Source organism: Alkalinema pantanalense CENA528 (genome assembly GCF_050753345.1).
Classification (GTDB): Bacteria; Cyanobacteriota; Cyanobacteriia; order Leptolyngbyales; family Leptolyngbyaceae; genus Alkalinema; species Alkalinema pantanalense.
Map to the genome: position 1 here is coordinate 1 of NZ_JBLZFX010000101.1, position 22,035 is coordinate 22,035.

17 protein-coding genes are annotated in these 22,035 nt (G+C 48.6%); 9 read left to right on the top strand and 8 right to left on the bottom strand.

Going from position 1 to position 22,035, the window contains the following annotated elements:
• Positions 1-250: 250 nt before the first annotated feature.
• Together ACN4EG_RS22935 and ACN4EG_RS22940 are read right to left on the bottom strand one after the other, a co-directional pair.
• A complete protein-coding gene (locus ACN4EG_RS22935; protein ID WP_431628555.1) occupies positions 251-436 on the bottom strand; it encodes a hypothetical protein in 186 nt (61 codons plus the stop codon).
• Between the two features lie 181 nt (positions 437-617).
• Positions 618-863 (bottom strand): hypothetical protein, encoded by a 246-nt coding sequence (locus ACN4EG_RS22940; RefSeq protein WP_431632573.1) that lies wholly within the window; start codon positions 861-863, stop codon positions 618-620.
• Between ACN4EG_RS22940 and ACN4EG_RS22945 the strand changes: the two genes are divergently transcribed.
• The 6 genes from ACN4EG_RS22945 (at position 862) to ACN4EG_RS22970 (ending at position 8,603) form a co-directional block, all read left to right on the top strand.
• Positions 862-1,206 carry a hypothetical protein gene (locus tag ACN4EG_RS22945; RefSeq protein WP_431632575.1) on the top strand — a complete coding sequence of 115 codons (345 nt, stop codon included), beginning with the start codon at positions 862-864 and terminating at the stop codon, positions 1,204-1,206. The two genes, ACN4EG_RS22940 and ACN4EG_RS22945, sit on opposite strands and share 2 nt — an antisense overlap.
• Before the next feature lie 328 nt (positions 1,207-1,534).
• Entirely contained in the window at positions 1,535-3,994 is a 2,460-nt protein-coding gene (gene ppsA / locus ACN4EG_RS22950) for a phosphoenolpyruvate synthase (protein ID WP_431632577.1), read from the top strand.
• Positions 3,995-4,144: 150 nt separating this feature from the next.
• Positions 4,145-4,660 (top strand): universal stress protein, encoded by a 516-nt coding sequence (locus ACN4EG_RS22955; protein WP_431632579.1) that lies wholly within the window; start codon positions 4,145-4,147, stop codon positions 4,658-4,660.
• Positions 4,661-4,864: 204 nt separating this feature from the next.
• Positions 4,865-5,446, top strand: a complete 582-nt coding sequence (locus tag ACN4EG_RS22960; protein WP_431632581.1) for a Uma2 family endonuclease — start codon at positions 4,865-4,867, stop codon at positions 5,444-5,446.
• Positions 5,447-5,685: 239 nt separating this feature from the next.
• On the top strand, positions 5,686-6,771 hold the full coding sequence (locus ACN4EG_RS22965) for a photosynthetic reaction center family protein (RefSeq protein WP_431632583.1): 1,086 nt from the start codon (positions 5,686-5,688) through the stop codon (positions 6,769-6,771).
• Between the two features lie 269 nt (positions 6,772-7,040).
• On the top strand, positions 7,041-8,603 hold the full coding sequence (locus ACN4EG_RS22970; protein ID WP_431632585.1) for a phytoene desaturase family protein: 1,563 nt from the start codon (positions 7,041-7,043) through the stop codon (positions 8,601-8,603).
• 35 nt (positions 8,604-8,638) lie between these two features.
• On the opposite strand, the gene ACN4EG_RS22975 is transcribed toward ACN4EG_RS22970, so the two are convergent.
• Together ACN4EG_RS22975 and ACN4EG_RS22980 are read right to left on the bottom strand one after the other, a co-directional pair.
• Complete coding sequence (locus ACN4EG_RS22975) at positions 8,639-9,394, bottom strand: transglutaminase domain-containing protein (RefSeq protein ID WP_431632586.1); 756 nt, start codon at positions 9,392-9,394, stop codon at positions 8,639-8,641.
• A gap of 400 nt (positions 9,395-9,794) precedes the next feature.
• The gene (locus tag ACN4EG_RS22980) at positions 9,795-10,763 is read right to left on the bottom strand and encodes an RNA polymerase sigma factor, RpoD/SigA family (protein WP_431632588.1); all 969 of its coding nucleotides are present in this window, start codon (positions 10,761-10,763) and stop codon (positions 9,795-9,797) included.
• 497 nt (positions 10,764-11,260) lie between these two features.
• On the opposite strand from ACN4EG_RS22980, the gene ACN4EG_RS22985 reads away from it, so the two are divergent.
• Both ACN4EG_RS22985 and ACN4EG_RS22990 read left to right on the top strand, forming a co-directional pair.
• Positions 11,261-12,340, top strand: a complete 1,080-nt coding sequence (locus ACN4EG_RS22985) for an alkene reductase (RefSeq protein ID WP_431632590.1) — start codon at positions 11,261-11,263, stop codon at positions 12,338-12,340.
• Between the two features lie 103 nt (positions 12,341-12,443).
• Positions 12,444-12,839 (top strand): response regulator, encoded by a 396-nt coding sequence (locus ACN4EG_RS22990; protein WP_431632592.1) that lies wholly within the window; start codon positions 12,444-12,446, stop codon positions 12,837-12,839.
• Between the two features lie 21 nt (positions 12,840-12,860).
• Here the strand turns inward: ACN4EG_RS22990 and ACN4EG_RS22995 are convergent, their stop codons facing one another.
• Complete coding sequence (locus tag ACN4EG_RS22995) at positions 12,861-13,562, bottom strand: 4Fe-4S single cluster domain-containing protein (protein ID WP_431632594.1); 702 nt, start codon at positions 13,560-13,562, stop codon at positions 12,861-12,863.
• Positions 13,563-14,249: 687 nt separating this feature from the next.
• On the opposite strand from ACN4EG_RS22995, the gene pflB reads away from it, so the two are divergent.
• Positions 14,250-16,490 carry a formate C-acetyltransferase gene (gene pflB / locus ACN4EG_RS23000; RefSeq protein ID WP_431632596.1) on the top strand — a complete coding sequence of 747 codons (2,241 nt, stop codon included), beginning with the start codon at positions 14,250-14,252 and terminating at the stop codon, positions 16,488-16,490.
• A 285-nt stretch (positions 16,491-16,775) separates the two neighbouring features.
• Here pflB and ACN4EG_RS23005 read toward each other — a convergent pair whose 3' ends face one another.
• From ACN4EG_RS23005 to ACN4EG_RS23015, 3 genes are all read right to left on the bottom strand, one after another.
• Positions 16,776-17,603, bottom strand: a complete 828-nt coding sequence (locus tag ACN4EG_RS23005; protein ID WP_431632598.1) for a Uma2 family endonuclease — start codon at positions 17,601-17,603, stop codon at positions 16,776-16,778.
• Positions 17,604-17,721: 118 nt separating this feature from the next.
• Positions 17,722-19,395 (bottom strand): ABC1 kinase family protein, encoded by a 1,674-nt coding sequence (locus ACN4EG_RS23010; RefSeq protein WP_431632600.1) that lies wholly within the window; start codon positions 19,393-19,395, stop codon positions 17,722-17,724.
• Between the two features lie 100 nt (positions 19,396-19,495).
• Positions 19,496-21,895, bottom strand: coding sequence for a two-partner secretion domain-containing protein (locus ACN4EG_RS23015; RefSeq protein WP_431632602.1), 2,400 nt, complete (start codon positions 21,893-21,895; stop codon positions 19,496-19,498).
• Positions 21,896-22,035 lie beyond the last annotated feature (140 nt).

Below are 22,035 nucleotides of genomic sequence, written 5' to 3' on the forward strand. Positions count from 1 at the left end.
CATGATGGTTCGACTGGTTGTGTGGTAACTTCTAGCCTAAACCAGACTCCAACGCCCGTCCCGCTTTCGTTTTATTCCTCAATACTTTTGTCAGTCAAGCAGGTTTAGGACAGTAATATAAAGTTGATTCATTGATGCAGCAGATTTGATCCCCCTAGCCCCCCTTATTAAGGGGGGAATTCGGTCAAATTCATTCAAAGTTCCCCTTGTTAAGGGGGATTTAGGGAGATCAAACATCCGCGATCGCCACTTAGCCTTCTAGCATGATTTCCCTCGCTGCGACGCGGACGACGGTGGGTTCTCCCCGTTTACGGACGGTTTGACTCCATTCGTGGGCGCTGATGAAGTTGAGAACGTGCAAAATGCCAATGGCGGCATCAACGGCATCGTTGTCACCGCTGAGTTGGAGTTTGATTTTCTTGGTATAGCGGGTCATTGGTTTTCCTCAGAATTAAACGAAGGGGAGGAGGAAAACCCAAAAAGCTAGCCGCCCCGATTTCTGACATGGCGAAACAGGGCGGCTTGGGGTGCTAAAATGCAATCCAGGTCACCATGCTGGGGTAATCAGCTTGGGGGCTTAGCGATCGTTTTGAGGCGGGAATCTCATTGCGATCGCGCTAGTTTTCGGGTTTGTTAGCAGCCAAGATAAAAGCTTCTCGTAACTGCTTAACTATAGCAATGTAGCGGCGATCGCATTCCCCGTCAACCGTACCGAGGTGGGAAATTTGGCGTTGTTGAATGAAGGTATGATTTCTCCGTTGGAGACGGTCGTTGCCCTCCTCTCCCAAATTGGGTGCAAGTTTTCTAGTTTCCCAAATTTGGGAGAAAGGATGAGGGGATGACAGCGGAATGCATGCCATCATGCAGCAATGCCCACGGGTGGAAAATTTTGTCGCACGATCGTGGGGGATTAAACAGATGGGACTCGATCGCAGATCCCTCACTGGGATTGTCCATCCCTTTTCCTATGCCACCTCTGGCAAATTGTCGTGCAGCTTTCTAGGATCGTCGAGGTGTCGATCTGCCTGGACTTCGGAAAGCGTCGATCTCGTTAAATGGCGCACGTTCGACAAGGGGGAAGGCACTTCGATCGTGGGAGATACAGGGCGCGATCGTGGGGAGACAGGAGCCAAGGGAGTCTGCCGCAGCATCTGTAATTCAGACAGAGGCATCATTTCTGCCCAGCAGGTGCGACAAAACCAATAGGTTGATCCAGCACGGAAATAGGATAAAAGTTGATTATCGCAGCAGGGACAAGTTTCCATAAAATTTAACTGAGGACTATGAGGGGATATCAAAATGGTTTTCTAGATTTCCGGAGAACACTACCCTCAATTTACCGATCGAAGTTGAGAAACCTGTGAGGAAAGTCTGACAAAACCCTCACAAGTTCCTCAAATATTTGGCCTACAACCAAAAGTGAGACAACTGAAACGCCAAGATCGCCGCCAAGATAGCGTTAGCAGTTGGTCTGGCAGCCCATCATGATTGGACGATCGTTGTTCTCCTTTCCTAAGGCTAAGAGGCATTATTTATGGAAACCCTATTCTGTCAAGAAAATGGTACGACTGCTACTAAAGAATGTGCACTGGTCTTGCCGTTCAGTGATGTCGGAATCCAAGATATTCCACTGGTCGGAGGAAAAAATGCGTCCTTGGGCGAAATGATTCAACAGTTGACCGCCAAGGGAGTCAAGGTACCGATGGGCTTTGCAACCACTGCTTACGCCTATCGGTATTTTATTCAGGTAGCAGGGTTGGAAGATAAACTCCGCACCATTTTTGCCAATCTGGATGTAGAAGACGTTGCCAATCTGCGAGAAGTCGGTAGACAGGCTCGGGCCTTAATTTTAGGGACCCCTTTTCCTCAGGACTTGCAAGACGCCATTACCGATGCGTACCACCAGCTTTGCCGCCAGTCTGGCACAAATACCGATGTCGCCGTTCGTTCCAGTGCGACTGCGGAAGATTTGCCCGATGCGAGCTTTGCCGGACAGCAGGAAACTTACCTGAATGTCCATGGTGTGCATAGTGTACTGGAAGCTTGCCATAAGTGCTTTGCCTCGATTTTCACCGATCGGGCCATTTCCTATCGCCAAATTAAGGGATTCGATCACTTTAGTATTGCCCTTTCCGTGGGCGTACAAAAAATGGTGCGATCGGATTTAGCCTCTTCTGGTGTGATGTTTTCCATTGACACGGAAACCGGGTTTAAGGATGCAGCATTGATTACCGCTGCCTACGGTTTAGGGGAAAATGTGGTTCAAGGGGCTGTTAACCCCGATGAATATTTAGTGTTTAAAACCACATTGCAGCAGGGCTTTAAACCTATTCTCGATAAGCGGTTGGGCAGCAAAGAGATCAAAATGGTCTACGATGTGGGCGGTTCCAAGCAAACGAAAAATATTCCCGTTTCCGACGCCGATCGCCAGCAGTTTGCCCTGCAAGATACGGAAATTGTGCAACTGGCTAAATGGGCCTGTGTGATTGAGGATCACTATTCTGCGGTGCGGGGAATGCCAACACCGATGGATATTGAATGGGCCAAGGATGGCATTACGCAGGAACTCTTTATTGTCCAAGCGCGGCCCGAAACGGTGCAGTCCCAAAAGACCAAGAACGTGCTCAAGTCCTATCGTCTCGGCCCGATCGAAGCCAAGGTGGCCACGCCGATCGTCACAGGTCGTGCCGTGGGGGAAATGATTGGCCACGGCCAAGCACGGGTGATTCTGAACGTGCAGGAGATTGACCAGTTCCAAGCGGGGGAAGTCCTCGTCACGAGCCGGACCGATCCGGATTGGGAACCGATCATGAAAAAGGCCAGCGCGATCGTGACCGATCAGGGGGGGCGCACCTGCCACGCGGCGATTATTGCGCGGGAGTTAGGCATTCCGGCGATCGTCGGCTGTCAGACGGCTACGACCACGATTCACAATAAGCAAGCGGTGACCGTTTCCTGCGCAGAGGGGGAAGAGGGAAAAGTCTACAACGGCATTTTGCCCTTTGAAGTTCAGGAATTTGAACTGGAGAATTTACCCCGCACCCAAACGCAAATTCTGATGAATGTGGGCAATCCCCAGGAGGCGTTTAGTCTATCGGCGATTCCCAATGATGGCGTTGGGTTGGCGCGGATGGAGTTTATTATTGCCAACCACATCCAAGCCCATCCGTTAGCGTTGTTGAATTTTGATGATCTTGACGATCGGGTAGCCCAGGCCAAAATTGCAGACCTGACTCCGCAATACGAAAACAAAGCCGATTTCTTTGTCGATAAGTTAGCCTTTGGCATTGGCACGATCGCGGCTGCATTCTATCCCAAACCTGTGATTGTGCGGCTGTCGGACTTCAAGAGCAACGAATATGCCAACTTGCTCGGCGGGCGTCAGTTTGAGCCTCGGGAAGAAAACCCGATGATTGGTTGGCGGGGAGCCTCGCGCTATTACGACGATCGCTACCGGGAAGGGTTCGCTCTGGAATGCCAAGCCATGAAACGGGTTCGTAATGAGATGGGGCTGACCAATGTGGTGCTGATGGTGCCCTTCTGTCGGACACCGGAAGAGGGGCAACGGGTGCTGCTGGAAATGAGTCAGCATGGCCTAGTGCGGGGTGAAAATGGGCTGCAAGTCTACGTGATGTGTGAGTTGCCCAGTAACGTGATGCAGGCCGATCGCTTCAGTGAAGTCTTCGATGGCTTTTCCATTGGCTCCAATGACCTAACGCAATTGACCCTAGGACTCGATCGTGATTCTGCGCTGGTGGCCCATCTGTTTGACGAACGCAATGCTGCCGTTAAACGGATGATTGCCCAAGCGATCGCTACTGCTAAAGCTAATGGACGCAAAATTGGCATCTGTGGCCAAGCCCCCAGCGACTATCCAGAATTCGCCCAATTTCTGGTGGAACTGGGCATCGATTCCATTAGTCTCAACCCAGATTCTGTTCTGAAAACGACCCTAGAGATCGACCAAGCAGAACGCAAGTTACAACAAGGCTAAACCTAGGCTGGCGGGAGGCCGATCGGCCATCCAAGCTGAGACTTCCCGCCTGCTATCTGTTTCAGAGTTTGGAGATTAACGTTCAGCCTTTGATGGATACGGATTTAAGAAATATCAATTTGACAGATACGAGCTTAAGAGAGGTGGGTTATGGTGAAAAAAATTTTAGTCGCGTTGGATCGCACGGAAAACAGCCAGCAGGTACTAGAGGAAGCGATCGCGATCGCGAAGGCAACGGGGGCATCTCTTACCTTGCTCCATGCCTTTTCATTCTTTGATCCAGAATACGCAGACATTGCCTATCAATATCCCAATATGAAAGTGCCGTTGCTCCAGGATGAAGCGGTAATGTTTTATCTTGAACAGTGGCAGAAGGTTGAGAAAGCCAGTCAGGAATACCTACACCACCATGCAGACCAAGCCCAAGCCCAAGGGGTACAAGCTGATTATATTCAACAACTAGGGCATCCAGAACAAATCATCTGTGAAGTCGCTAAGGAACGGTCAGTTGATTTGATTGTGATTGGTCGGCGGGGACGGCGAGGATTGTCAGAAATGTTCTTAGGAAGTGTTAGTAACTACATTATGCACCACGCTCCCTGTTCTGTTTTAGTGGTACAAACGGAGTCGGGGAAGACAGAGGTTGGAGAAAAGGAAGCGCAATAGGAAGTCGATCGGCTAGCCACGTTCCTAAGAAATATTAGACGATAGGGCTGTCTCTACAATGGATGGGGCTAAGGGATGGAGCTAGCGCGATCTTGAGACTAGCGTTATCTGAGAATTGACACTTTCAGTAAAATGGATGGTGCAATATACTAGACATTGAATGATAGCTGAAATATATCCGTTGCTCCCTAGACGTTATCAACTATGACCCTGCTCCCACCACCCACCAAACGCTATACCGCCGAGGAATATTTGGCCTTAGAGGTGGAGTCCACCAGTCGCAACGAGTTTCGCAACGGAGAGATTATCGAGATGACCGGAGGCACACCAGCCCACAATCAGATTGTCAGCGCATTGAATGCTCTTCTTTGGTTCGCATTACGGGGTAGCTCCTACCGTATTTTTGTAACCGATCAACGGCTCTGGATCCCCACAGTTAACCTGTATACTTACCCAGACATTATGGTCATTACTGCTCCCGTGGAACTTAAGCCCGATCGACGGGATACGGTCATGAATCCAATTTTGATCGCAGAAGTATTGTCCGATTCAACCGCTGGCTATGACCGAGGAGATAAATTTGCCCATTATCGATCGATCGACCCCTTCCAGGAATACGTCCTCATCAACCAAGATCGTCCCCATGTGGAACACTATGTCAAACAAGCTGAGAATCAATGGTTGTTTACGGAATACAACAGTCTGGAAGACAAACTAACATTGGCTTCTATCTCCGTAGAGATTGCACTCCAAGATCTATACGAAGCGATTGAATTTTCAAGCTAGCTCCATTGTGGTATGAGTCGTTGTGGCGTGAGTCATTGTGGCGTGAGTCGTTCTGCATTCTTTCTACAAGACGATAACTGACCTAGAATTTACTCTCAACAAGCAGGATTTAAGTTTTACAACTCTTCCCATTCTTCATATCGAGAGAAAACAGAAGCAATAGGATTCCTTCTATAATAAAAGTAGCTTCATAATAGTTTCCTTGTCTCAACTTACTCTTCATTACAGGAGGGATCGCTATGACGACCCTGATTCAACGACCTGTTCGACGACAAGGCTACAATCCACTCGATCGTTGGAATCAATTTTGTAATTGGATCACTAGCACCCAAAATCGCATCTATATTGGGTGGTTTGGGGTCTTAATGATTCCCACACTCTTGGTTGCAGCCATTTGTTTTATTCTCGCCTTTATCGTTGCGCCGGGCGTGGATATGGAAGGCATCCGTGAACCCATCCAAGGTTCAATTCTAGCGGGAAATAACTTAATGACTGCTGCGGTGGTTCCCACGTCCGCCGCGATCGGTTTGCACTTCTACCCCATTTGGGCAGCGGCCTCCCTAGAAGAATGGCTCTACAACGGTGGCCCCTATCAACTGATTTTGTTCCATGGCTTGATTGGGATTTTTTGCTATCTGGGTCGGCTATGGGAACTGAGTTATCGATTGGGGATGCGCCCTTGGATTGCCATTGCTTTTTCTGGCCCCGTCGCTGCTGCCACTGCGGTTCTGCTCGTTTATCCGATCGGGCAGGGTAGCTTTTCCGATGGACTGCCCTTTGGTATTTCAGGAACGTTTCATTTCATGTTAGCGTTCCAAGCAGACCATAATATCCTGATGCATCCTTTCCATATGTTAGGTGTGACAGGAATCTTTGCAGGAGCAATCCTGGCAGCGCTGCATGGTTCGTTAGTCACATCGTCGATCGTTCGTCAAACCAGTGAGTCAGAATCTACTGCCGCAGGCTATCGCTTTGGTCAATCTCGGGTGACGTATAACTACAACGCGAGTCATTCGGGATTTCTGGGACGGCTTTTGCTGCCATCCCTTGCTAGTCAAAACCATCGCGCCTTCCACTTTATGATGGCTGCACTGCCCACGATCGGTATTTGGTTTGCAGCATTAGGGGTTGGTAGCATGGCCTTTAACCTGAATGGATTTAACTTCAATCACTCCATTCTAGACAGCCAGGGAATTGTGATTCCCAGTGAGGCTGAGCTGCTGAATCGAGCGAATTTAGGCTTACAAGTTATGCACGGGCCAAATACCCACAACTTTCCCTTATTGCTGGCAGGGGGGCCGGGAATTCCGGTAAGCCAAGCTTAGCAGCGTTTTCTAGTTGGGCACGTCGTCATGGCGTGCCTGCCTTTTACCGTTGCCAATGACTCCTCTTCCCATGACTTCCCTCCCATGACCCCCATTCAAGCCCTTAGGTTTAAATACTTGCGTTCAAATACCTGTGTTTAAATACTTGCGTTCAAGTACTTACGTTCAAATATTTACGTTCAAATATTTACGTTCAATACATCGTAGTGAATGGGCCGTCATTAGAGATTTGGATATTAAGGATTGGATATTCGCGATCGGAGAATAAAATGAATAGTTTTGATTATGTGATTTTGGGAGCAGGTTTAGGTGGATTATCTGCCGCAGCCTGCTTAACCCGCCAAGGCCACCGAGTTTTAGTCCTAGAACAGCATTATTTACCTGGTGGCTGTTGCCATACCTTTGACTTTGGCCATTACAGCTTCTGTGCTGATGTGCATTACATTTCCCAATGTGGTTCAGGACAAACCATTGCACAATTTTTAAACTACATTGAGCAAAATGTCGAATTTAATTCCCTCGATCCCGATTGTATCGATCGAGTCATTACTCCAGAAGTTGATTTTAGAATTCCCCTAGGTTGGGCAAATCTACGATCGCGTTTACTATCCAGCTTTCCAGATGAAGCGCATAGCATTAATCGCTACTGTGATGAAGTTCATCGTCTCCATCAAGAGATCACCCATCTTGTCAATGAAGTGCACTGGTATGACCAAAACTGGAGTGATTGGTTAAAACTGCCAAAATATCTCAACCTGTTTAACAAGCGCAACTGGACACTGCAGGATTTATACAACCATGTGGGATTATCGCCGAAGCTACAAGCTGTTTTAGCAGGCCAAAGTGGAGACTACGCATTGCCCCCCGCAGAAATTGCGCTGATGACCCATACCTCCCTAGTGTGGGATTATTCCGAGGGCGCTTATTATCCAAAACAGCATTTTCGCCACTTTGTCGATACGATCGTCCAGTCCATTACCAGCGGTGGTGGAGAAATTCTGTTGTCAACCCCTGTTGAACATATTCAAGTCGATCACGGCCAAGTACAGTCAATCATTGCGGGCGATCGGCAATACCACGCCCATAAAGCCTACATCAGTGACCTAGATCCCAAGCTGACCGTCAAACTGATGCATCACGCTACTGACCTCAGCCCCAAAGAACGGCAGCGTCTGACAGGATATGAATATTCAGCCAGTGCATTTAATCTCTATTTGGGCTTGGATCAGCGTTTTCAACCCGAGAATTACGGCATTGGCAATTGGAATATCTGGTACTATCCCAATGCAGACCTGAACCAGGCATACCAACAACAATTGGCAGGGCACTTAGACCATCCTTGGATTTTTATATCTTGCCCAACCATGAAAACCAGTGAACCTGGCCTAGGGCCAACCGGACATCATGTTTTGGAGGTCGCCACAGTTTGTCCCTATGAATCCTTTGCAGAACTGCGGCAGACCGATCTCAATGCCTACCGATCGCTGAAGCGCAGCCTGTACCAAGCCTTAATGGTCAGTTTGCGGGATTTAATTCCTGATATCGATCGCTATATCCGCCTGAAAGTTTACGGTACTCCTACCACTAGCGAACATTTTCTTGGACAACCCCAGGGCAACATTTACGGTGCTAAGTTGATTCCAAAACAGGTAGGACTCAATCGCCTAGGTTATAAAACAGAACTTCCGAATTTATTCTTTGTCGGCGCAAGTGCAGGATATCCCAGTGTTCCCAGCGTCATTGGCAATGGCATGGATGTAGTGGAACTCATCACCGGCCAAGCTGTTTGGCAACGAAGCACACCTTCGATCGTGCCTGTCACAACCCGCTAGACAAGTCACCAGCCAAATACTTTCCCAGGCCGTCGTCACAGGGCATTGATCCAAACTTGCATATCGTTAAGCTGTAGCGGCCCAAACTGAGTCACTAGCGCAACATCTGCGGCATCCCGGCCATAGGCAATCACAATGCGCTCCTCAGAATGTTCCGTTTGCGTCGCATCAAAGGTATACCAGCGATGGCCAACATACGCCTCAAACCAAGCATGTTGATCCATGGGTTTTAGACCGTGTAGATACCCCACGACCATACGAGCGGGAATATTTAGACTCCGACAGAGGGCAATGCCTAAATGGGCAAAATCTCGGCAAACGCCTTGACGAGTTTGAATGACATTCAAGGCAGAAGTTGACGCATTACTGGTTCCGTACTCATATTGAATATGGTCATAAATCCATTGCCGGATGGCTTCTGCTTGAGCATACCCCGGGTCTAAGTCTGCCACAATCTCAGCTGCTAACTCGTAGACTTGGTCAGATTCGCAGTAGCGACTGGGCAGTAAAAACTGCAAAATGCTATCCGGTAGAAATTCGATCGGAATAAATTCTGCCGTTTGATCTAGCTCCAATTGCAACAGGGTTTCTGCTTGGGCCGTCACCTGTAGCTGAAATTCTCCTGCTGGCGCAATCAGTCGTTGACAAAGATTCCCATAACCATCGGTATACTCTGTCACGGGTGTAAACGGTTGGAGATCATAGGTTTCCTGAACTATCCATTGCCGCGCTCCACTGCGTGGTCGTAACATCAAAACGACCGGAATATCGAAATCGCTATAAAACTGCATGCGGCAGCCAAACTCAAAACGCATTTTAATGCCTAATTTATGATAAGTGACAATATATGATCCTGGGTGGCTGAAGGATGAACAGGACTGTGATTTCTCCGTAGATCCTAATCTAATCGTAATTAGCTAAGCCATAGATGAGCGAACTGCGTTCAATAGATTTCCTTTCGTTCAATATGATTTGGAAAGAGAAATCATCTTAAAGTATAGAACCTAAACAATAAAAATAGGTGTCTAGTTATCCTCATAATCAAATTATCGATAACTAGACATCTATAGGGAGACATCTGTAGAGAGACTGATTCAGAAATTGTTCTTGAGTCGGAATGTTTGGTAGGATACCGTCAGATCGGGTAATCCAAGATATGCTGCAATCCAAACACTTTCAGACAGAGAACCCTTAGCTTGCTAAATAATGACGAATGTCAGAATGCCGCTGTCGGAGCAGCTTGTAGGCTTTTTGTTGAATTTGACGAACCCGCTCCCGGCTGATCCCCAAACGTCGCCCTGCTTCAGATAAGGATAAAGCTTCATTGCCATCCAATCCAAACCGCATAACTAGAACTTCTTGCATAATCGGGGGAAGCTCATCGATCGCATGACGCAAATCTTCAGAGAGGGCTGCTTTTTCGAGGTGTGCGGCGGGGGAAGTCGATTCATCTTCCAGCACATCGATCAAATCGGTATCCTCATTATCCCCGATTCGCATATCCAAAGACATTGGACGTTTTGCATAGGAAAGATATTGTAAAACTTTTTCAGGTTCTAAATCTAACTCCGCTGCAATTTCATTTAACGTAGCGGTGCGACCTAATTTCTGCGATAGCTCTCGCTGCGATCGCTTGATTTTATTCAATACTTCAACTAAGTGAATTGGCAGCCGAATGGTTCGTGAACTTTGGGAAATGGCACGGGTAATGGCTTGACGAATCCACCAGTACGCATAAGTAGAAAATTTAAATCCTCGATCGGGATCGAATTTTTCAACACCTGTTTGCAATCCCAACGCCCCTTCTTGGATCAAGTCCAGTAAATCCACATTCCGGTTTTGATATTGTTTGGCGATGTTTACGACTAATCGTAGATTAGCCTCTACCATGTTTCGTTTCGCCATCTCGCCATCTTCTAAAACAGCTTCTAATTCATCCACCGTAATTTCCAACTCCGCTGCCCATTCTTCTAAGCTCGGTGAATGGCCTAGGGTATTGGTGAGGCTGGCTTTCACAGATTGATATTCCATCATCTTCTGCACTTGCTGACCATACTGGATCTCTTGCTCTCGAGTCAGCAACGGTACCCGACCCATGTCATGGAGGTAGGAGCGCATTGTGTTGATGGGGCCGCAAAGGAGGGAGTGTGCTTGATTCATTGCTTTTTCCTTGCTCTGGATGTCTCTTGAGTCCAAATTACCTGGAGTCGAGGTGCTATCCTTCTACCTTTAGTAATGTTGTGCGATCGTAGTGTTGTAAGAACCTTAAAAACTATGGCAAGATAAATTGCATGAAAGACTCTAGCAACGATCGAATAAGGCGATCAAACAATACGATTAAAGTTTGGAAAGAGATGTCTCAAGTGATTGCAAAATTTGGAAATGCAAGCGTTATCAAGTCATGTAAGGTTGGGACATCACTAAGTTGACACGTACTTGACACGTAATTGACATGTACTTGACATGTAATTGACACGTAACTTATGGCTAAAATAGCAATTCCTAATTGAAAAATGTCAGGTTTGTTTAACGAATGGCTCCAATTGTGCCTTAGTGATCTTGACAATACTTCCCTATGCTTTGTGACCCACTTGAAGACCTTTTTGAACGACCTCACTACGACCTCACTACGACCTCATTACTAAGGATTGAACACGATGGATATGCTGTTTAAACCCTTGTCTTTAGGGGCTCTTACCCTTCCAAATCGCATCCTCATGGCTCCCTTAACCCGGTGTCGGGCAGAAGCAGATCATGTTCCAGGCGATTTGATGGCCGAATACTATGCCCAACGTGCTAGTGCAGGCTTAATCATTGCCGAGGCTACGATGGTCACGGAAGGTAATTCCGCCTTTTGGAAAGAACCGGGAATTTATTCCGCAGCGCAGATCGCGGGTTGGCGTAAAACGACCGATGCCGTCCATGCCGCCGGGGGACAGATTTTTCTGCAAATTTGGCATGGGGGCCGCGCCTGTCACCCATTGTTGAATGGGGGTCGCCAACCCGTTGCGCCCAGCCCGATCGCCATTACCGATGACGAAGTGCGCACTCCCGAAGGGAAACAGCCCTACACCATACCCAGGGAACTGCGGGATGAGGAAATTCCGGGCATCATTGCAGGGTTTCAGCAAGCTGCGAAAAATGCCCAAGCTGCCGGATTTGATGGTGTCGAAGTGCACGGAGCGAATGGTTATTTGCTGGATGAATTTCTGCGGGATGGGTCAAATCAACGAACCGGACTCTACGGAGGGGGGATCGCCAACCGGGCCAGGTTAATGCTAGAAGTGCTAGAAGCCGTCTGTGAGGTTTGGGGCAGCGATCGGGTCGGTCTGCGCATTTCACCCCTCAACAGCTACAACAGCATGATCGATAGCGATCCGATCGGGGTGTGCACTTGGCTAGCGACCAAGCTTAATGAATTCAACCTCGCTTACTTGCATGTGATGCGCAGCGACTTTGCCCAGCAGCAACAGGGGGATGTTTTAATGCCCATTCGGGAGTACTACCAAGGTACTTTAATCGGCAATATGGGCTACAGTCCCGAAGAAGCCAACACCGCGATCGCCGATGGAAAAGTGGATGCGATCGCATTTGGATCGTTATTTATCGCCAATCCCGATCTACCGGAACGCATTCAACGCAGCGCACCTCTCAACCAACCGAATCCAGCCACCTTCTATTCCCCCGGCCCCGCAGGCTACACGGACTATCCCACCTTAGATCCGATCGTAGTTTAGATCCGATCGTAGTTTAGATCCCCCGTAACCGACTCAATGCCCTCCCCTCTCTTCTCCCGTTCTCTCATTTAAGATAGATACAGCGAAAGGGAGGATCGGCTGCATGGGATCGAAGCGTATACTCATCGTTGACAATGAATCCTATGTTCGGGAGGTAACTCAAATCTCATTACAAATGATGGCAGGATGGGAGGTGATCACTGCTGGCTCAGGGCAAGAAACCTTGGAAAAAGCCGCGATCGAGTTACCTGATGCGATTTTGTTGGATGTCATGATGCCCGATATGGATGGCATTACCACCTTCCAGTATTTGCAATCACAACCTCAAACCTCCCATATTCCTGTCATTCTCATGACGGGGCAAGCTAGCCAGCCCCAGACTCTTTCCTATAAAACCCTAGGCATTAAAGCTACGGTATCTAAACCTTTTGATCCGTTGACATTAGCGAATCAAATTGCCGAGATTTTGGGCTGGGAATTGGATAGCCAGTCCGCTTGAATGTACCAAAGACCAGCTGATCTATCCCACCAGTTCTTCTTCGTGCAAGCGGCCTTCTGAGCAATCTTCTAGCCACATTGAGTCTTCTTCTTCGTAGCCAGATTCTTCTTCACTAAATCGCCGATAGCCTGTAATAATCCGGGTGCCATCCTTCAAAATATGAATTTCGATTTGATCGCTGGCCCAAGTAATTTGGTCTTGGAATGCGGGATTGAAAATGTGCACCCGTTGGTTACTGGAGGCTACGGGAGAGTCTGGTGAATCGGTGGCTAGGGCTTCGATATAGGGGCCATCGATGAGAATATCTAATTCAGCTAATAATTCCTGCGCACCTGCTGGGGCATAGTCCGATCGCAGTCGCTCTAGGGTAAATCCTGTAAAGGACATGACATTCAAGCCCGCCGCTTTCACTTGTTTAGCCAGTTCTGCAAGGGCGGGAGCTTGCCAAAACGGTTCCCCACCGGAAAATGTAACGCCCGTATTGCGGGGATTGCTGAGAATTTGGTGAACTAGGCGATCGATCGAGACCAATTGATTGATTTCAAACGACCAAGATTCAGGATTAAAGCAACCGTGACACTGGCGCAGACACCCCTGCACCCAAATCACTGCCCGACACCCTGGCCCATTTACTTCTGACTCATCCACATAGCCCATGATGTTCAGATACCCTGGCGGAATTGCCAGGAGTTGTTCCGTCGGTTGCAGTAAGTCATGGCTCATTACAAATACCTCTCAGAAATGGACACATGAGCTGTGATCTGTGGGCTGTGAGTTATGGGCTGTGAGTTATGGGCTATGGGATATGGATTGGTGGGATCCTCTTTGAAAGATTACGTGAGTCTGGATCCCTCGGGGGATCAAGTGCATAGGGACAAGGTCAGGGGATCTAGATTGGGGGGATCAATTGCATGGGAGCAAGTTGGGGAACGAAGTTGGAGGGATTTAGTTCGGGGGATCAATGCATGCTGGCAGAATAGACAGCAAACATGAGGATTTTGTGAGGATAACCAAAGAGGCTACAAGAACGGGCCATGAAGAGGCTGACTCGAGAAAGACGATCGATCCGTTCCCTCAGAAGCGCTTTCCCAACCTAGATGATCAAGCCAGCTTCTCCGTTGACATCCGCTCCATCTACATCCTTTCATCCCGCCGCATTATTATTTGATGCCCTTAAACAGTTCTTCAATGGTTATTAAATTGTTCTTTAAGCTGAATGAATGTTATTCCACACTCAACGGTCAAGCATTTGATGCATTGTGCTTATAAAAATCACAGTTTGATTGGTTGACCTGATTTATTAGCTTTCCATGACAGACTAGACAGCCCTCTCCCGATCGTCCTCACAACTTTCTCATTTTTGTAGTCTAGATTAGAACCGTAGAAGAGTTCACACGCAGCAGTAAAGGAATGGTGATACCGATGCTCAACGAATGGAGAGGTTTTCACCCTGGTCGATGGATACAACATATTGATGTACGCGATTTTATTCAGAAGAATTACTGTCCTTATGCCGAAGATGCAGCATTTTTAGCCCCGGCGACCGATCGAACTCAAGCCCTTTGGCAACAGGTTTTGCAACTAATGAAGGCGGAACGGGAAAAAGGCATCCTGGATGTTGATACAGAGGTTGTTTCTAGCATTACCGCCCACGCTCCTGGATACATTGACTCAGCCTTAGAACAAATTGTTGGACTGCAGACTGACTCTCCCCTCAAGCGATCGATTATGCCGTTGGGGGGGATTCGTGTTGTGAGGGATTCTCTGGCCGCCTATGGGTACCAAATTAGCCCGAAGGTGATGGAGATTTTTACGCAATATCGCAAAACCCATAACGACGGGGTCTTTGATGCTTACACCAAAGATATGCGTCTGGCACGGCATTCGGGCATTATCACCGGGTTGCCGGATGCCTACGGGCGCGGGCGAATTATTGGCGACTATCGCCGGGTTGCGCTCTATGGGGTCGATCGCTTAATTGACGATAAGAAAGCGCAACAGGAATCATTGGAAGTAGACACGATCGATGAATCTGTGCTGCAACGCCGAGAAGAAATTTCCGATCAAATTAAAGCGCTGTTTGAATTGAAAACGATGGCGCAGCGCTACGGGTTCGATATCGGTCGGCCTGCCAGCAACGGTCGGGAAGCGGTGCAGTGGGTCTATTTCGGCTATTTGGCAGCGGTGAAGGAACAAAACGGCGCGGCTATGTCCCTGGGACGGGTTTCGACGTTTTTGGATATTTACTTTGAACGGGATTTGCAAAACGGCACGCTGACGGAGTCCGAAGTGCAGGAACTGATCGATCACTTTGTCATGAAGTTACGCATGGTGCGTTTCCTGCGCACACCGGACTATAACGATCTCTTTTCAGGCGATCCCACCTGGGTGACGGAATGTGTCGGTGGGATGGGGCTGGATGGACGCCCTTTGGTCACGAAGACCAGTTTCCGGGTATTACATACGTTGCAAAACCTCGGGGCTGCCCCGGAACCCAACTTAACCGTTCTCTGGTCGGAACAGTTGCCGCGTCCCTTTAAGGAATACTGTGCCCAGGTCTCGATCGCCAGTAGTTCCATCCAGTACGAAAATGATGACTTAATGCGATCGTACTGGGGGGATGATTACGGCATTGCTTGCTGCGTCTCTGCCATGCGATTGGGTAAGCAAATGCAGTTCTTTGGCGCGCGGGTCAACCTGGCCAAATGCTTGCTCTATGCCATTAATGGTGGCAAGGATGAAAAGTCTGGAGATCAGGTCGGGCCTTGCTATGCACCCATTCAGGGTAATATTTTGAACTATGATGAGGTGATGGCTCGCTTCAAGACAATGATGGCTTGGTTAGCCAAAACCTACATCAATACCCTCAATGTCATCCACTACATGCATGATAAGTATTGCTATGAGCGGATTGAAATGGCATTGCACGATCGAGATATTCTGCGCACGATGGCCTGTGGAATTGCAGGACTCTCGGTTGTTGCAGATTCCCTCTCTGCCATTAAGTATGCTCAGGTGAATGTGATCCGGAACGAAGCTGGACTAGCAGTGGATTACGAAATTTCCGGTGATTTTCCCAAGTACGGCAACAGTGACGATCGGGTTGATGATATCGCTGTACAAATTGTGGAAACCTTCATGGCGGAATTGAAGAAACACCGCTGTTATCGGGATGCTATGCCCACTCAATCCGTATTGACAATTACATCTAATGTCGTTTACGGCAAGAAAACGGGCAATACTCCCGATGGACGGAAGGCCGGAGAACCCTTTGCACCAGGTGCAAATCCCATGCATGGCCGCGATACCAACGGCGCGATCGCGTCGCTGGCTTCCGTCGCCAAAATTCCCTACGCCGCCGCCCAGGATGGCATTTCCAACACGTTCTCGATCGTGCCGTCGGCGCTGGGTAAAATCGAAGGCGATCGGGTGCGAAATTTAGTCGGGTTGCTGGATGGGTATTTCCATGACAACGGCCACCATATCAACGTGAATGTGCTGAATCGAGAAACATTGCTCGATGCGATGGATCACCCGGAACTCTATCCGCAGTTAACGATTCGGGTCTCAGGCTACGCGGTGAACTTTATTAAACTCACCCGCGAACAGCAGTTAGACGTCATTCAACGGACTTTCCATAGCAAGGTGTAATGCAAAGGTGAACACCACAGCCTAACACCACAGTCTAAAGCTACAGCCTAACGTCACAGTCTAGCGTTACGCGCAGTCTGAAAGCAAACCAAGTCTGGTCGCAAAGCTAGTCTGCAAGCACGTTGAATCAGTCTTTGGAGGAACTGTAAACGCTCCACAGTTTTCCTTCCTCTAGGTCACCTCTGAAGTCGTCCCCAGATAAGCAATTCTGGGGATTTTTTTGGGAATCTAGACGATCGTTGTAGTACAAGACAACGAAAAGAAGTACAAGATCGCGGAATCAACCTATTCAGGGAGGTTATCCGGATCGATGCCCTGCGATCGAAGATAAGCTTCCAGTCTTGCCTGTGCCTGTTGCGCCTGTTCTTTCGCTTGTCGCTCTTGTTCTTTTGCCAGCCGTTCTTGTTCAGTTTCAGTCAGTAACCAGTTGCCGTCGGCATCACACCAACGTAACCAATCCTGGGGAATCCCGCGAAATGTTCCCTTCCACAAGCCCAGTCCTAAATTAATTTCGGGTATGTAGAGGTAAGGATTCTGAGCCGCGATCGCTTGTTCTTCGTAACGTCCATTGACTAGTCGAAAATAGCGTAATTGATTCGTCTCTTGATGAAAAACAAGGTAATTGGGAATTTGCAGAATTTGCTCGTAAACCGTGAATTTATTTGGTGGTTTGCCTGGAGCAACGGGGGATGCAGATTTATTGGCAAATGGCCCAAGGTCTTCTGATTCCGTGCCAGGAGATAGAAATTCAATCACCATGATGGGATTCACTTTTTCATCCCAGGTGACATAGCTAGAACGGGTGGTTTGGCCTTGATACAGACGGGGCACACCGACAACAAGAAACCAGTCGGGCCGTTTGTACCAGCCCGTGTTCCTGGGGTCGTAGTACAAATTCAGGTCGAATGCATAGAAAACTTCACTTTCAGCGTAATTCGTTAGGCGTAACGTTTCGGCGAGTAATTGCGGCTGTAGGCCATGAAATTCGTCGGGCAATCCGGGCTCCAGAGGGTCATCGCTAGGAAGATCATGCATGGTGGGCAGAGCATCCATACAAGGCAGCGGTGTGGCGGCGATGGTCTCCGACCGATCGTAGATTATCGGTTGGTTCATGGTCGAACTTCTCCTCAGCTGCAATAACGCTATTTTAGCATTGGGGGAAGTGGGTCAGCGGTGAAGGGAACGATCGCCATTCTCATTCCTTTAAGGATGCAAAGTTAAGGACATAACGTTAAGGACGTAAAGTCCACTCAACGATAACAACTGCCATGGTTCCCAGCCCCAAAATCAGCAGCCCTTCACTCCAGAATAATGGAATCACGGTGAATGCGGCTTCCCCTGCGAGATTGGTATGGGCGATCGCGAGTAAGCTCCCGGACATCAAACACCCTACGCTCAACAGGGCACCTGCAATCCGTCGAGTTAGCTTATTTGCAACCTGCTGAAATTCATCTTGATTCCGCCAGCGCCAATTTAACCCCAGTTCCGATCGTTCCAATCGATCGACCAACACATCCAACCGCTCCGGTAGTTCGATCATCAACTGGGATAAATACAGCGACGATCGGGCCACCTCTGGAATCACATCAGGGCTAAAAATCCGCCGCTGGAGTGACTTAGACACCACGGGGCGTGCCACTTCAATAAACGCAAAACTGGGATCAAGTTGACGGGCAATCCCTTCCACATTCGCGATCGCTTTCACAAATAATCCAATCGCACCAGGCATCTGAATTTTGTTTTCGCGAGGAATCCGCAGTGCTGCATTGAGTAATTCCGCTAAATTAATTTCTTCCAATGGTCGAGTGTAAAATCGACGCAATAATCGATCGAATGCTGACTCGATCGCGCGAATATCCACATCCAACCGACTAAATCCCAGTTCCCGCACTGCTTGAGCGACTTGTCGTGGCTGTTCGTAGACAATCCCCACTAACAAATCTGTCATAATTCGCTGCGTACGCGGATCGAGAATAGCCACCATGCCACAGTCCAGCAAGGCAACGCGATCGATCCCTGTTTCTGTATCCTGCCCCAAATATAAAAAATTACCTGGGTGAGGATCGGCGTGAAAACAACGACTGAGAAACATTTGCTGCATCACGACTCGTACCACTAGCGTCGCCACTGCTTTGCGCTGGGTGAGGGATAGGTGAGCTTCCGTTAACTTCACCCCATCAATCCATTCCAACACCAACACTCGCGAAGTCGTGAGTTTGGAGTATACCTTGGGAATAATGACTTGCTGAGGCTCCCAGAAAGTACTTTCCGCTAAATTTTGAGCTAATTTCTCAGTATTTTGGGCTTCCCGACAAAAGTCTAATTCCCCTAGGATACTATTACGAAATTCCTCAACCAAGCCCAATAGATCATAGGCTTGTCCCAAAAAATGATCCTGACTAAAAAATGATGCCAGCGATCGGAGAACTTCCAAATCCCGTTCAATGACGGTACGAATGCCGGGACGTTGCACTTTGATCGCTACAATTGGGCCTTCTACTAACCGGGCGCGATACACTTGCCCCAAGGATCCCGCCGCGATCGTACCGGTGTCAATTTCTGCAAACAGAGTCTCCAACGGTTTCTGGAACTCAGCTTGCAAAATTGGTTCAATGTCAGCCCATGGTACAGGTGGAACCTGATTTTGCAGAGTTTCCAGTGCTTGAATATAGGCTGGTTCCAATAAATCTGGACGAGTGCTCAGGACTTGCCCCAGCTTCACAAACGTTGGCCCGAGCTCAATCAAAATCTGTTTCAGTACCTCGGGCAACGGCAGCGAAAATTCTTCTGGTTTTGGGTTGAGTGACAATTGATTTTGAAAGTAACTCCAACCATGCCGTGCCACGACTTCAATGATTTCAGCCTGCCGGGTTTTGCCAAAGGGAAGATGGGTGCGGTTTAGCATGTCGGCTTAAGCTTTGGGAATCAGGTAGACTGCCTCCAGCCTAGCGCACTCCAACCCTCTCCTGCTTAGGATTCACCGGATCGCGTCTGGGAGCGAACCTTTAGAGAAGAGTCGCATCAGCCATATTCAGGTTAGGACCACTACAGGTTGCAGATGCGATCGAAGGCTGCACAACTGGCGCTGCAATCAGGTCTACAGTTCCATCGGAGTTCCGCTGCCAACCGGAGGCTTGTAGCAGAGTAGGTGGCTGGCTGGGAGGTTCCTGGGCCATGGTTCCTTGACTGCCACGATAGGCCGACAAATCCCGTAGGTCATCCCAGGTACGATCGCTGATAACCTGCTGATTTGGATTTTGGGGAATGCCACCGCGCCCGGTCGCTACAAATTGGCTACCCTGACTTGCAGCACAGCCTGTGGCAATTTTTTGACTCGGATCAGAGACATTGACGGGAAGTTCTGTTAAGCCTGCATTTGGATCAGTTCCGATCGTATTCACTTGTACCGTTCCATTAATCCCAAATTCTGAACTTGCGGTAATGTCACTCTTGGGGGTTAACTTGGGACGGAATTGCAGACCTAATAGCGCTTGGGTTGTAATGTTAATATTTCCGCCACTGCCTAAAATAGCATTGGCAACGATGTCACTATTTTCGTTTTCAAGCCCTACGATCGCTAATGCCTTGATGTTGATATTTCCGCCTGTAGATGCTCCTTGGGCATTCGTCGTAATGTTGCTACCCCGGCGCAGTAATAAAACTTCGCGTGTGGTCAAATAAATATTGCCTTGACTTCCTCCGTTGACCTCTGCCCGCAGACTCGCGCCATTATCCAAAAAGATATTTCGTGCATTCACGTTAAGGTTGCCAGCGTCCCCCGAACCCGTATTACTAACCGCGATCGCCGCACGGTCCCGGACTTGGAGGAGATCGGCGGTGATATTGACGGAACCTGCGGCAAAGGCTGTTGTGGAGGAAGCGGTAATCTCGCTTGGGAGGAAGGCTCCATTGATTAATGTGGGAGAAACACCCTGCACATCGATCGTCTTGACATTCAGGTTGATATTTCCGGCTGCGCCATTCCCTGCCGTGGAGGAGGTAATCTGTCCGCCATTAAAGACTTGCAAGCGATCGGCCGTCAGATGAATATTGCCGCCCTGCCCCGTTGTATTCTGTCCCAATGCTACTGTAATCCCGCTCACCCCCTGACTATAACTATCAATCCGGGGATTACTAACTTGTACATCCGTTGCGTGAATGGTGATATTTCCTGCTTTTCCTTGGCCTGCAAAAGCGGCGATCGAACTGCCGGAGATGGCACTGGATATGGTTCCCCCATCTGCTACAGAGAGTCGTCCTGCATTGATCTTAACATCACCGCCCTGACCATTGACTAAGGTTTGTACGGAACTAATTACCGCACTGGTAAAACCCATTGGTGTCGTTCCCTGAATATCCAAACTTTCCCGAGCGGTAATCGTAATATTTCCCGCTGTTCCCGTGGTAATGTTAGGCTTGCCTGTAAAAAAATTAATTGAACCCAATAAGTCAGTACTAATTCGCCCCCCATCCAGGAGCCGCACTCGATCGGCCTCTACCGTAATGGCACCACTGTCATTCTGATTTCCCCCTGTTACTAGCGTTGTAATCGCACCTGCGACATAAACCCCGGTGGAGGGATTGGGAAACGGGCTGTAACCCGCAACTTCTACATCCTGAGCCCGGACTGTAATGTTGCCTGTTTTGGCATTGTTGATGGGAGCGAAGGTGAAAAAGTCGCTACCATAGTTGAGGGATTGTACCCAAGCCCCATTGGCTAAACGCAGTTGCGGTGTGTCGATCGTAATATCCCCTGCTATTGCATTGCTCCCAGAAACACTAGTAAACAGTCCCGCAGGCATATAATTTTCGGGATGGGAAACCCCTAGCAAATCGACAAATTCCGTCGTCTGGACATGAATGCCTGCGCCTTGGCCATTGGCTCCTGTCATTGATGAAATGCCTGAGCCATCCTGTAAGGTCAATCCTCGACCTCGAATATTGATGCCACCCCCGATCGCTCCACTGGTATCGAGATTGGAAGACTGGCGTAGGGTAACGGTTCCCCAGGTCGGCGACGGGGAGGAACTGGACAACTGCCAATTTCCGGAAGTCGGAAGATTCACAGTCCCATTTTGCATTGCCCACAGTTCCACATGGTTATCAGGCACAATGATGTTGGCACTATTGATATCCACTTGCCCACCCACTAAGGCAAAGGTTTGCTGGGGTTTGAGTGTCAAAGTGGGGGGCCGGAAGAAGAAATTATTCGCAGGGATACCTTGCACTTGAATCGGGCCAGCATTTGCGCCCATCTGCAATCCAATGGGTGCGCTCATTGTCAAGAGCGGTGGGGGACTCGGATTAACTGCGCTGAACTCGGTGCCATCGGCAAATTGAATACTATTAGCAGTTGTCCCAATAAACGAGCCACCAAGATTTAATGACGTATTGGGGCCAAACAAAATTCCATTGGGATTCAGTAAATGTAACTACTCAGGCTTAAAAAAATAAAGAGTTTTACCAAGAATCGTGAAAAAGCAGGTAATTTAGCATCATATTAGGGATTAGAGATTGAATCAGTGAGAGAACCAGGGCTTCAACC